The sequence below is a fragment of the Sulfitobacter sp. M13 genome (assembly GCF_053474885.1).
This window is the reverse complement of record NZ_CM130281.1, coordinates 345,713-358,722: the sequence shown is the minus strand read 5'-3', so window position 1 is coordinate 358,722 and position 13,010 is coordinate 345,713. Positions and strand designations below refer to the sequence as shown.

General features: G+C 56.1%; 8 protein-coding genes and 1 pseudogene. 7 read left to right on the top strand and 2 right to left on the bottom strand.

The window, feature by feature from the left end; all coding sequences use genetic code 11:
* Positions 1-75: 75 nt before the first annotated feature.
* The 5 genes from ACVBAU_RS01635 (at position 76) to ACVBAU_RS01615 (ending at position 6,101) form a co-directional block, all read left to right on the top strand.
* Positions 76-519, top strand: a complete 444-nt coding sequence (locus ACVBAU_RS01635; protein ID WP_448327509.1) for a hypothetical protein — start codon at positions 76-78, stop codon at positions 517-519.
* A 622-nt stretch (positions 520-1,141) separates the two neighbouring features.
* Positions 1,142-2,455 (top strand): HlyD family type I secretion periplasmic adaptor subunit, encoded by a 1,314-nt coding sequence (locus tag ACVBAU_RS01630; protein WP_448327507.1) that lies wholly within the window; start codon positions 1,142-1,144, stop codon positions 2,453-2,455.
* 51 nt (positions 2,456-2,506) lie between these two features.
* Positions 2,507-3,427, top strand: coding sequence for a glycosyltransferase family 2 protein (locus ACVBAU_RS01625; RefSeq protein WP_448327506.1), 921 nt, complete (start codon positions 2,507-2,509; stop codon positions 3,425-3,427).
* Positions 3,428-3,455: 28 nt separating this feature from the next.
* Positions 3,456-4,913 carry an oligosaccharide flippase family protein gene (locus ACVBAU_RS01620; protein ID WP_448327504.1) on the top strand — a complete coding sequence of 486 codons (1,458 nt, stop codon included), beginning with the start codon at positions 3,456-3,458 and terminating at the stop codon, positions 4,911-4,913.
* Positions 4,914-5,069: 156 nt separating this feature from the next.
* Complete coding sequence (locus tag ACVBAU_RS01615; protein WP_448327502.1) at positions 5,070-6,101, top strand: acyltransferase family protein; 1,032 nt, start codon at positions 5,070-5,072, stop codon at positions 6,099-6,101.
* Between the two features lie 245 nt (positions 6,102-6,346).
* On the opposite strand, the gene ACVBAU_RS01610 is transcribed toward ACVBAU_RS01615, so the two are convergent.
* Positions 6,347-7,705: a hypothetical protein gene (locus ACVBAU_RS01610; RefSeq protein ID WP_448327500.1), complete on the bottom strand. Its 1,359-nt coding sequence runs from the start codon at positions 7,703-7,705 to the stop codon at positions 6,347-6,349.
* 641 nt (positions 7,706-8,346) lie between these two features.
* Between ACVBAU_RS01610 and ACVBAU_RS01605 the strand changes: the two genes are divergently transcribed.
* Both ACVBAU_RS01605 and ACVBAU_RS01600 read left to right on the top strand, forming a co-directional pair.
* The gene (locus ACVBAU_RS01605; protein WP_448328875.1) at positions 8,347-9,549 is read left to right on the top strand and encodes an O-antigen ligase family protein; all 1,203 of its coding nucleotides are present in this window, start codon (positions 8,347-8,349) and stop codon (positions 9,547-9,549) included.
* A gap of 30 nt (positions 9,550-9,579) precedes the next feature.
* Entirely contained in the window at positions 9,580-11,442 is a 1,863-nt protein-coding gene (locus ACVBAU_RS01600; RefSeq protein ID WP_448327498.1) for a type I secretion system permease/ATPase, read from the top strand.
* 75 nt (positions 11,443-11,517) lie between these two features.
* On the opposite strand, the pseudogene ACVBAU_RS01595 reads toward ACVBAU_RS01600, so the two are convergent.
* Positions 11,518-12,995: pseudogene (locus ACVBAU_RS01595) on the bottom strand (ABC transporter substrate-binding protein).
* Positions 12,996-13,010 lie beyond the last annotated feature (15 nt).

Sequence of the window (13,010 nt, the reverse complement as noted above, 5' to 3'; positions counted from 1 at the left end):
TGGATCTCCAACTACGGAACCAATTCGCGCTTCACGGGGTTAGTCAACCAAAAACGAGAAATTAGGAGCTTATCAATGACCAATACATTTAAAACACTCGCCATCGCTGCCCTTATGGGTACAGTATCCGCCCCGGCCTTCGCAGCAGCACACGCCAGCCCTCTGATGACCTGCGCTGAATTTAATGAACTGTCGAAAGACGATCAAATGATGGTGGCCTCGGCCGCGATCGCAGAGATCGACGATGGTGACAACGGCGGCTCGATCGGTGGTAGCGAGCGTGACGAAGACACGACAACAACCGTAACGGCTGCCGAAGCAACAGATGACGAAGCTGAGAAAGACTTAATCGTTGATGAAAACTCGGCTAACGCAGCAACCGGTGGCAACACCGCCGAATCCAACATGACCGCTGAGCCAATGGACGAAGCCGCGATGGAAAGCTTCTTGGTTGTATGTAACCAGAACCTTGACGCAACAGTCGGCGAAGCCGCTGCTGGTCTGCCAGGCGACAAATAAAACATAGCCCCTTAGGGTATTTTCCAAGGCGGGTGCAGTGATGCGCCCGCCTTTTGCATGTCTGGCATACGTATATCAGGCCTTAGGCCGAGCTGCGGGTTTGCTCACGCGTGGTATCGATGCCGACCGTGTCGGGGTTCTGGCGAGCAAGTGAACCGAGGGAGGTCTTTGATAGAGATGGGGCAATGCGTCCATGAGGCGTGGATTAAACCGAAATAGGCAACAATGATACCGAACCGCGCCGCGAGCGTACGTGCCGAGCCTAACGCCTAAAATTCGCCTAAAATGCGCGGTGCTTGGCGATATGACCGGATTGGACAAAGAATAGGGCAACATCCTGCCGGGCAAGGCTGGTCTGCCTTGCTGACATGGTCCCGGCGAGAAATCGAATAACTATTTGAAAATATTATATTTTGCATATAAATTCTACACGAAAACGGGCGAACTTCATGGCTATGCTATGCAAAATCTCTGCTGCTCCTTCCCTTTGCCCGAACCTCTGACCGCACATTTGCCGTCACATTTCCGCCGCAAGTACGCCGCCGTCGGGCCCTAAGTCGCAGCCCATGATGTAGGACAGCCTCGACATCCACGTTGGGCCTGTCACCACAAGGAGCCTACCATGCAACATCCTGAAACTAACTCTCCCAAGACGGGCCTTTGGCACCTGACCGCCGGCGTGACTGCGGCAATCTTCTGCTTGGTGGGGGTGCTCGGAGGATGGGCCGCGACGACGCAGATTGCGGGGGCGGTGATTGCGACGGGTCAAATTGATGTGGCAGGCAAACCCAAGGTGATCCAGACGGTCGATGGCGGCGTGCTGGCAGAACTGGCGGTTCAGAGCGGCGATATCGTAAAGGCGGGTCAGGTGCTCGTGCGGTTTGACGCGGCTGCCTTGCAAATCGATCTGCGCATGGCCCGCGCCCGCCTCGCCGATGCGATCGGGCTGCGTGCCCGGCTCGAAGCAGAGCGTGATGGCAGCGCTGTGCCGGGGTTCGACACGATAGAGTTGCCCGGTAACATTCGCCCGCTAGATATGGCCCAAGCGCGCGCAGGGCAGGGCGCGATATTTAAAGCGCGCGCCCAGATGCGTGCTGGTATGCTTGATCGTATCGCCAACAATCTTGACGCTGTCGACATGCAGGTCACTGGCATCAACGGGCAGATTCTTGCTTCAGAACAGCAGCTTGCGATCCTTACCGATGAGCTGGCCAGCCTGTCGGTCTTGGTTGCAAAAGGGTTGGCACCGCAGGTGCGGCTGTCACAGTTGCAGTCCTCTCAGGCGGGATTGCGCGGTGATCTGGCCGCCCGTCGGGCAGAGCTCGCCCAATTGATCCATCAGCGCGGGACGCTCAAACTTGAAAGCCTGCAAGCGGACCGTCGCTTGCAGGAAGAGGTTGCGCTTGAACTGCGCGAAGTGAACGCCGCAGTACAACAGCTTGTCCTGGCCACCATCACCCGCCAGGCACAAATGGACCGTATCGTCATTCGCGCGCCTGCAGATGGGATGGTACATGAGCTTCGCGCGACAACGGTCGGGGGGGTCGTGGCAGCAGGCGCAACCTTGATGGATATTGTGCCGCAACGCGAGATGTTCGAATTCGAGGTGCGTGTCGATCCGCGCTCTATCAATCTGGTGCGCTATGACCAGTCCGCCACCATTGTGCTTTCTGCGTTTGATCCGCACACGACGCCGCGCTTGACCGGTACCGTGCGGGGTATCTCTCCGAAGGTGGTGATTGATCCGAACACCGGCGAAAGTTTCTACCGGGTCAGCCTCGAAATCCCTAGCACCGAGCTTAGCCGGCTGCCCGCCTCTGCCCGTCTGGTACCCGGCATGCCGATCGAAGCATTCTTGAAAACAGGTGACCGAACCGTGCTCAGCTATCTGGCCGAACCTATCAGCAGCCAGCTCCGGCGTGGGTTTCGCGGCTGATCCCCCACCAGCCTTAGCGAAATCTTTACTTTCTTCCGGTCTTAAAGGGGGATGAACACCGCGCCCGCCTTGCCCAGCATCACTGTTGTGATTCCACATCTAAACCAACCCGATGCCCTTGCACGCTGCCTCGCTGCGCTTGCGGGGGGTACGATTGAACCGGCCGAGGTGATCGTCGTCGACAATGGCTCTGTCCGATTGCCGAAAGAGATTGTTAACGATTACCCATGGGTATCCCTGATCAAGCAGACGATCCCCGGCCCCGGCCCTGCCCGTAATCTTGGCGCGACACGGGCGCAGGGTGCGGTTCTTGCCTTTCTGGACGCAGATTGCCAGCCCGACCCCCACTGGCTAGAGCGCGCTGCGCAACGCCTGCAGCGGGACCCCGATACGATCCTCGGCGGGGATGTTCGCATCGCGTGTGGGGCGGGCTACAAGATGGACGCCACGACAGCCTACCAAGTAATCTTTGCCTACCGAATGGACCACTACATCGCGCGTCAGGGGTTTACGGGGACAGGGAATCTGATCGTGCATCGCAAGGTGTTTCACGCAGTCGGGCCGTTCAAGGGGCTGCGCTTTGCCGAGGATCGCGACTGGGGGCAGCGTGCCACAGCCGCGGGGCATCGCATGGCTTTTGCGCCCGAGTTGATTGTCTATCATCCGCCCCACACGGCTTCAGGGTTGCAAGCGAAATGGGACCGACAGCTTGCCCATGATTGGGTGCGATGCAGCCGGCACAGGGACAATATCTGGTGGGCGGCTAAGTCTCTGCTGCTCATCGCCTCGCCTCTTGGTGCCGTGCCGCAGATTTTTACCAGCGCCCGGATCAACGGTAGGCGTAATCGGGTGATGGCGTTCATCGGTCTAGCCTCTGTTCGACTATATCGCGCCAAGCGCATGTTGCATCTGCTGTATGGAAACGACCCGAACCGGCTGTTGCAACGGTGGAACCGTTTTGACCTGCCGTGACGTTCCCCCAAGTCCGACGCGAGGGGCAATGATCCGCGCCTTCAGCTTTCTTCTGTCGGGTAACGCCTGCGCTGCCGGAATTTTACTACTGCGAACGGTGCTTATCTCGCACCTCATCAACCTAGAGAATTTCGGCATTGGCGTGAGCCTTGTTCTCTCACTGACATTGATAGAGATGCTGACCGCGCTCGGATTCCAGCAACAAATTGTAAACTCGCCACATGGGGATGACCCAAACTATCACAGCGCTCTGCACGGTGTGGCGATGATGCGTGGTGTGTTCGGGGCGGGGGTGCTCTTGGTGCTCGCCTCTCCTATGGCCGATGCCTTCGGGCTTTCGCATCTGGTCTGGGCGTTTCAACTGTTGGCAGTGGTGCCACTGATGCAGGGGGGGGTGCACCTTGATGTTTACCGCCAGACCCGCCAGCACAAACATCGCGCAGCAGTATGGATCGCTCTGGCCCCCCCGCTTGGGTCGCTGATTGCGGTTGTGCCGCTGGCGGTTCTTTTCGATGATTTCCGGATCATGCTCGGTGCGCTTTTGGTTCATATGGCGCTGGGCACCCTCGTGTCCCATGCTGTCGCTAAGCGCTCCTACCGGCTGCGGCTCAACCTCGCGATCACGCTGCACAGTTTGCAGTTCGGGTGGCCCCTATTGGCCAGCGGCGCAGTGATGTTTGTGGTGTTCAACGGAGAACGTGCCATCGTCGGCCGGTTTTTGGGGCTAGAGCCATTGGCCCTTTTCTCCATGGCGGTATCCCTGACGCTAGTGCCGTCGCTGGTCCTGATGCGCAGCACGATGAGCTTTTTCCTGCCGCGCCTGACGGCTTGTGGCGGGCCCAATGCGTTTGCGGCGTGCGCGGTCAACACACTCCGCGGCCATATCGTACTTGCGGGCGTGATGGTGGCGTTGGTCAGCCTGCTTGGTGCGCCATTCGTGCAGTACGTATTGGACGACACATACCGCGCGGCCCTACCGCTGCTCACACTTCTGTCGGTGGCGCAGGCCTTACGGGTTGTCAAAGGCGGTTGCGCGATTGTGGCGCTGGGCAAAGGGTTTCGCAAAACCGAGCTGATGACCGATCTTTTGCGTATCGCGTTTCTGCCCCTTGCCGCATGGATCGTCATACAGGGCGCAAGCTTGGTCCGCGTGGTGCAAATCGCGGCGCTGGGCGAAGGCGCTGGGATGGTGATTGCGCTGCTATGGATGAATCGGGTGCAACATGTGCCGCTGCGCCCGCTCTGGGCACCATTGATCTGGTTGGCTGGGACGCTGATTTGGGCGGTTCTTACGCATGACGATCCTCCTGGCTACCGGATTGCGGGCTTCACAATGCTGATCGCGTGGATGGCAATGGCGTTGATCGGGGTACGCAAAATTTTACCTAGAAAAGGAATAGATGATGGAATGGAGCCTCCTGCGGTCCCGGGTTCTTTGGGCAATAATAACGGTCTGCATGTCAGGCTGTGGTCGAAAAATTCTTAACCCATTCTCATGACGGCAAGCATCAAACAGCCACGATTGTCTGACCTCGCCGTCGGGCGCGATAACCATTTTAACCTGATCCGCTTTCTCGCGGCAGGGGCGGTGCTGGTCTCTCATGCGTGGCCGCTCGCCCTTGGGCGGGGTACGGTAGAACCGTTGAAAAACGCGCTTGGGTACTCACTGGGGGAGCTCGCGGTCTTTGTATTCTTTGGCCTTTCCGGCTTTTTTATCGCGGGTAGCTATGTACGGCAGGCATCTGCTTTTTCCTTCATTTTGGCACGCGCGTCCCGTCTTTTGCCGGGGTTGGCTGTATCGATCCTGTTCGTTGCGTTAATCATCGGCCCGCTGGTCAGCACGCTTGACCTCGCAAGCTACTTTTCCCACCCGGATACGGCGCGGTTCGTTGTCCAAAATATCCTGATTTTCAAGCCACAATACACGTTGCCTGGCGTGTTTTGCGACAACCCTTACCCTGCCGTTGAAGGGTCCATCTGGACCCTTGCGCATGAGGTCGCCTGCTATGCGTTGATCCTGCTGATTGGCCTCGCGGGGGTACTGCAGCGAAAGTCTGTGATGGCGGTGCTGGCGGTGCTTTACCTTCTAAGCTGGGTCGCCATGCCATCGCTCCAAGAGTTCGTCCATCCGCGGATACAGCAGACGCAGTTGCTTTCGTTCCCTTTTGTGATTGGCGCAGCATGCTGGATCTGGCGCGCACATATCTTCTTGTGGTGGCCGATCGTACTCGCATCAATTGGGCTCGCATGGGCCACGCAAGGCACAGTTCTCGCTTTCCCGATGTTGGCATTAACCGTGACTTATAGCAGTTTATGGGCGGGCTACTGCACGGTTCCCCCTCTGCTTATATTCAATAAAGTCGGCGATTATTCATACGGCATATATGTTTATGCGATGCCCCTACAGGGTTTTACCGTATGGCTATGGGGCGACATGACGCCGGTTGCAAACATAGCTATAGCGCTCCCGTTAACCTTGATCTGCGCCATTATATCCTGGCATTGGGTCGAAAACCCCGCGCTGACTTTTGGCGGAAAAGCAGTCAGCGCGGGCAACAGCTTAGGCGATCGAAAACACAGCTCCGATAAAGGCCCCTTCGGCCACCGGCGTGTTGCCAAACAGATCGGTCGCATAGGGCATGTTTTCAGGCGCAACCTTGGGGAGCGAAGATGACGCAGCGGGCGCGTAGTTGCCCCCGCCCGTATTGTCCCCACTGTGAGAGCGATCATCGACCCAAGGTGTTGCGATATGAGCAACCTCCCGAACGGAAGGAAACTCCCCCAACCATGATGACGCACCATACTCGGGTTCATTGCTTGATCCGGCGATTGCCACGTTGTCCGCCCACCCGACCTTGTACCGTGCGGGCCAGTTTCCGGTGTTTGATGCGCGAGCGGAAAATACGTCGCTTTTTATATTTATGCGGTGAAATAAATTATTACGGAAGGAGCCCGACTTAGGGACGTTCTCACCGCACCATCCAGATACAGCAAATTTGCGCGTTCTCCCGCGATGGTATTGTTGTGAACGACAATATTCTGCGCCGGATTTTCATCGCTATCTGCATTCAGCCTCAACGCGGCATTGGTAGACGTGCCCCAGCTTTCGATTACATTCCCGACGAATGCAAAACCGCGTTGGCCGATTTCGGTACTTATCGCGACAATTGCATTTGTGGCGCTGCCGTTGCTAAAATTATTCCAACCTAGGAAGGTCCCAACCATCGCAGGCCGGTCGCCGACCGGTGCACGAAGCGTAAATTCGTCAAGGTCACAACAGCCTACTGCATTATACGTAATGGTGCCGGCGCAGCCCTTGCAGCCGATCGCGTTGACCATGATTGCCTCTGTCGAAAAAGAGTTTCCCTGACGGGGGTCATTTCCTTCGATGACTGTACAGTTGATTTGCACAAAACGTCCGACGCGATAGACCCAAGCCCCATAACTTCCCATTCCATTCGCATCCCAAACGCAATTTTCCGCGATCAACAGATTTTCAGCCGACGCCGCTCCGCTGTCTAGAAAGACGGAGTTCGGCCCGCCCTTTCGCAAAGTTAGGTCACGCAACCTAAGCCGCGTTGGAATCCCGTTGAACCGATTGACGCCATTATCTGTCAGGACCGTGGTATCACGTTTGGCAGGATCAGAAGCCTCAACGCACAAAGGGATATCGACCGAGTGACCCGCGGTTTTGAAAGGGGTAAGCCTATGGACCCCTTCGGCCAACAGAATAACACCGCCGCCGGCGTCATCTACCCGACCGTGGTACGCAGCATTCAGGTTTTTTATCGCCCCGGCCGCTGCAAGGATGGTCGCAAAGGGCGATGTCGCGGCATCTGCCCGAGCTGTCGCCGCCTGACCCGTGGCGTCATCGCCCGTTGCCGAGTTTACCAGTGCATAAAAGGTTCCATATCCTCCGTTCGTGTCATTCAGCAGGCGTAGTGTCGTTAGGTTCGGGGACGGATAGGGATCGGTGCCTGTTGAAAGTGTAAAGGCATCCCCCACCCAAGGATAGATAGTGGCGTCCACCGTCAGCAGCCCCCCCTGAGCAAGGCTGGATAGGTCAACAGTGGCCGCAAAATGCGGGATGTGCAGACCTGACGCCTCAAACTTCAAACTGCTTTGCGTTGTTGCTAGCTGGGTCACCTCATTCCCAACGGCATCTTTCACGATAAACTTAACGGCAGCGACAGGCTGCCCGTCCCGGGCATGGGCGTGCGCAATGGCGATACGTAGTTCATGTGCAGCGCTGACAACGCGTTCGCGATCATGGTTCAACCACATCGCAATTGGCTGGGGCGCTGGCCGCATGCTGTGATTAGATGCACCTTTAATACTATCGCCGGAGTAAACAAATTCTGAACAAGCGTCCGAGTTGTCCGTAACATTTGATTGATCAGGATAGGGCTGCCTGACCCGGCCGGTGAGATAGACTGTTGTTTCAACTACGGTGGGCGTGGCGAACCGGTCAAATCCCGGGCGAGAAACCAATAATCCTTGTGGTTCAAGCGCGTTCGAATAATCCGACATGTCGCTCTGTAGCGCCTGCCAGCCATCAGCCAAAATTTCTGCAGCGCGCAAAGAGTTTAGGGCATGCGACCCTGTCCCAGTTTGCCCCAATCTCATCCCCACACCGAGTGTCATTTGCATAGCCAGCCTCTTGCGATCAGTTTGCTCAAGCTGTGACGTATATCAGCGATGCCATAGTGTTGCTTTTGGCACCAAGCAGGCGGGGGCACGTTTAATTTTTACGTAATATTAAAGTTTAGCCTCCACGGTCGCTAAAACGTCGATTCTGCTTGTGAGAGGACAGCTATGATTTGGACTTAGAATACCGATATACGCCCGTACCGTGCTGCGCGGCAAAACGACGTCTGATGCGCCGAAGCCCTCCTGTCTCAATGGTAGTGCTTGTGTATATGCTTTTGCTGCTGCTCCCCGCGGGGTTTAGCATCGGGTCGGTCTATCTAACCGGCACCAGGATCCTTCTGGCTTGCGTCATCGTACCGCTTGCTGTGCGTTTGTTTTGTGGGCATTTCGGGCGCATCCAACTAACGGATATTTTGTTCCTGCTACATTTTTTGTGGGTGGGGCTCTCCCTGATGATTAATAATCCCATGCAAGCGACGGAAAACGCAGGGTCCATCGGGGTTGAGTTTCTAGGGGGGTACTTAATCGGACGTGCCTATGTCCGAGACAGACATAGTTTTGCCGCCTTAATAAAAATTCTGACGACGTTGATTGTGCTCTGCTTTCCCCTCGCAGTGATCGAATCCCAAAACGGCACCTCGGTTCCGATCCAGCTTTGGCAAATGACAGGTCTGTCTACGCCGCCTGACCTTTCGATCGATCGCCGGATGGGATTGGAGCGCGTTCAGCTCGCTTTCGAGCATCCCATTCATTGGGGATTGTTTTGCACCATTGCCACGTCGCTATATTTTGTCGGTCTGGCGCGGCAGCACAGTTTTGGGTTGCGGGTGATGATACTGGCAGTGATCTGCGCCAGTTGCTTTCTGTCTCTTTCCAGCGGCGCACTTCTCGCCGCTCTCGTGCAGATAGGTCTGATATTATGGGGCTTCTTGTGTCGAAGACTCGCGCAAAAGTGGCTTGTGCTATCGGTCGGTGTGGTGGCCCTCTACATTCTCGTTGATCTGCTCTCTAACCGCACACCGATCCAAGTTTTCATGAGCTACGCCACATTTTCGGCTCAAAGTGCCTATTGGAGATCGGCGATTTTTCAATGGGGCATGGTCAACATTTGGAGTGCGCCGATGACAGGGATCGGGCTGCATGATTGGCTTAAACCGATCTGGATGCACACCACAAGTATCGACAATTTTTGGCTTTTCATCGCAATGCGTTTTGGGCTGCCGGCGTTTGTTTTTCTGTCCGTCGGCTATGGGCTCGCACTTTGGCGGGTTGGCCGTAAAAATTTCCAGGGGGACCCAACATTGCGACAGATGCGATGTGGCTGGGTTTTATGCTTCGTTGGCCTAAGCCTATCACTGACGACGGTGCATATTTGGGGTGCTATCTACGGTTTCGTCTTTTTCGTATTCGGGGCGGGCCTTTGGATGTTGGACGAGGCACCTACCTCGCCGCACGATGAATATCCAATTTGACCTAACAAGACGTTTTGCGGTCGCCGACTTTTGCAGTTTAGTAAGGAAATTTCTTTAGCTCTGATACAGGGTCGCGAACAATTGCCGGCCAAAAATGACCGATTTGTATTGGGGGTTATAGGTAACGTGCCCACGCAGAATATCTATGATATCGCCTTAAAGGCTCAGGCAGGTGGGATCGGGCTGCTCGTTGCGATCAGTGGATTGGTCAACCTTTTGATGCTGACTGGGTCTATCTATATGATCCAGATATACGACCGTGTTTTGCCTAGCGGGTCTATTGTGACCCTGCTTGGATTATTCGGGATAGTGCTGCTTATATACTGTTTTCTGGGTCTATTTGATCTCACGAGGCAACGGCTTTTGGCGCGCATTTCAGTGCGCTTGGATATGACGCTTGGGGCTGCATGCTTTAGTGATTGGATCAGCGTTCAAAATCATAGCCGCGCGCACGAGGGAGGGGAGCAGCCGCCTCTGCAGCAATTGGTTCACCTCAGGCGACTGTTGTCCAGCCCCGCATTCGTGAGTGTGTGTGATATGCCGTTTGTACCGATATTCCTGATGGCGCTGTATCTCATCCATCCATGGTTGGGGACAATGGTTCTCGCGGCGGCCGCGTTGGCCTGTGGTATGGTGGTGTTCGGCCGCTGGTTGACGCGTACGACAGGTATCGCCTCTGTCGCTCAAGACACTATTCTCACTGATATGTCGTATCAAAGCCGCCGACTGGCCGAGCCCTTGCGCGCCATGCGTATGCAAGATGATCTTGCGGCATATTGGCTTGGACTGCAGCGCAGCAGCCTGGTTTGGCACCAACGGTTGCATTCTGCCCCTGATGCATTGGCAGCCTTCAGCAAAACGTTTCGCCTGATGTTGCAATCGGCGATCCTCACGGTGGGTGCTGTTTTGGTAATTCAGGGAAAAATTTCCGCCGGAATGATTATGGCGGCATCCATCTTGGCGGGGCGCGTGCTGGCACCCATTGACCAAATCACCGGTGGCTGGCGGCTAATCGCTGGCGGTTGGGCCGCACATCGACAGCTACATACCTATTTTGAACACTATGCGCCGACACTCGAAACGGTTGAACTCCCTGCGCCGAGAGGGCGCATATCGGTTTCATCTGTTTCTCAGACACCAGCCCCTCCGCGGGGGGACGGTTCACAATATAGCCTACAGGACATCTCGTTCGACCTGCAACCAGGGGATGGCCTGTGTATTCTGGGAGGCCTCGACGCAGGGAAGAGCGCGTTGGCGAAGCTCTTGGTAGGTATTTCGCAGCCGACCGCCGGTGAGGTTCGTTTTGATGCGGTCAAACTGAGCCTCTGGCCGTCTTCCCAGATCGGTCCTGCCATCGGCTACCTGCCAGAGATGGTAGAGCTTTTGCCGGCTACGATCTTTGACAACATCTCGAGGTTCCGCGCCGAAGCCACAGATGCGCAGGTTATCAGCGCGGCCAAGCTTGCGCGGGTGCATGATGAAATTATGGCGCTCCCCGACGGGTATTCGACATTCCTAGGGAGGGGGGAGCAATCGGTTCTGAGCCAAGCGCACCTACAGAAAATCGGCTTGGCACGGACCTTAGTTTACGACCCTGCGCTCATCGTGTTGGATGATCCTCGCCGCTCCCTTTGCCGCTGCCCTGATGTCGAGGAGATCGTGCACGACGTCACACGCCAAATGCGGAACAAAAGCTGCACAGTGGTGATTACAGCGCGTCAGCCTTGCGCAATTTCGGCTTTGAATAAGGTATTAATCCTATCTGACGGGCGCATGAAACGGTTCGGCCCGACAGAGGAAGTCCTAGGGCAGCCATATCCGGCGCGGGTTGCGGCTAAGGTTCGGACGTTGCCCTCGCGCGGAAATGGAACAGCACAGGTGGGGAATAGATGATCTTTTTCACATGGTGTAGAGCATTGGGCACCGCATGCTGTGCCCAATGCTCCCTAGAACACCCTAGCTGTTATATCAGTCCGTCCAGGCCACTCCGGTCAGATCGACAGCCTGTGTCGGTGCGTTGCGCCAAAGCCCGGTTAGTCCCGCCTTAGCGACAGAGAGCGAAGCAAGCTGGAAGAGGAACCCGTTGACGTAATCCTGAGAGATCATGGTTTGTGCCTCGCCCAGGACATCGTTGCGCATGTCGGGGTCTGTCGTTGTGTTCAACTTGGCCATTAACGTTTGGAAGTCGGGATTGTCGTACTGAAAGTAGTAGTCGGGGTTGGCATAGACGCCGATGTCCATCGGCTCGGTGTGGCTAACGATGGTCAGACCAAAATTCTTGCCCTTGAACACTGTTTCCAGCCACTGGGCCCATTCTACGTTGTTGATCTTGGCGGTGATACCGACTTCGGCGAGTTGCGCGGCGATGATTTCCCCGCCGCGGCGGGCATACGAAGGGGGCGGCAAATCCAGAGTGGTTTCAAACCCATTGGCAAAGCCGGCTTCGGCCAGTAGCGCTTTGGATTTGTCGACGTCATACATGCTCAGCGCGGTTTGGTCGACGTAGGCTGGATTGTGGGGCGCGAAATGTGTGCCGATGGGCGTGCCATATCCGAACATTGCCCCGTCGATGATGGCTTGTCGGTCAATGGCGTGCGCTACCGCTTCGCGGACCTTCGGATTATCAAACGGAGGCTGCTTGTTGTTCATCGCCAGAATTGTCTCGCCCTCGGATGAGCCGACAAGCACTTGAAACCGGGGGTCCGCTTCGAACTGCGGCAGGTTTTCAGGCGCGGGGAAGCTGACGAAAACGTCGACATCTTCCGCCATCATCGACGCGAATGCGGCGGTCGGGTCAGAGATGAATTTGAACGTGGCCATGTCCAGCGCAGCCGGTGTCCCCCAATAATTCGGGTTCTTTTCAATGCGGATATTGTCGCCCTGGGTCCAGCTGGTGAATTTGAACGCGCCGGTCCCGATGGGCAGCTGTTTGATGTTGTCGATGCTTTCGGGAGCCACAATCACCGCGTCGCCCCATGCGAGGTTGAACAACAGGTTTCCATCCGGCTCTGACAGTTTGATCTCAACGGTGGAGGGGTCGACGATGGTCACCTCGGAAATCGCGGCGAACAGCGCTTTTTGTGCATTTGCGCTGTCTTCGGCATTGATCCGATCAAGTGAAAATTTAACGTCGGCGGCGTCCATCGTCGTGCCGTCGTGAAAGGTCACACCGCTTTGCAACTTGAACGTATAGGTTAGGCCGTCGTCAGAGATTTCCCAAGATTGCGCAAGTCCGGGTACGATCGATCCGTCCCCCATAAACCGCGTCAAGCCTTCGAAAACGTTGGAATAAAGCACAGAATCAATAGCCCCCGCCGCGGCGCTGGTCGGGTCCAGATGCGGTGGTTTAGCTGCATCGCGACGGTGATATCGCTTTTCGCAGCGACGCCACTGGCCATCAGCGCGGCAGCGCAGGTGCCTATGATAAGTTTGCGAAGATGGGCCATGAACGCCTCCTGTTA

Coding starts and splice junctions, on each gene's coding strand:
- ACVBAU_RS01620 (WP_448327504.1), top strand. CDS start 3,456: ATGATCCGCGCCTTCAGCTTTCTTCTGTCGGGTAACGCCTGCGCTGCC.
- ACVBAU_RS01625 (WP_448327506.1), top strand. CDS start 2,507: ATGAACACCGCGCCCGCCTTGCCCAGCATCACTGTTGTGATTCCACAT.
- ACVBAU_RS01635 (WP_448327509.1), top strand. CDS start 76: ATGACCAATACATTTAAAACACTCGCCATCGCTGCCCTTATGGGTACA.
- ACVBAU_RS01605 (WP_448328875.1), top strand. CDS start 8,347: ATGCTTTTGCTGCTGCTCCCCGCGGGGTTTAGCATCGGGTCGGTCTAT.
- ACVBAU_RS01630 (WP_448327507.1), top strand. CDS start 1,142: ATGCAACATCCTGAAACTAACTCTCCCAAGACGGGCCTTTGGCACCTG.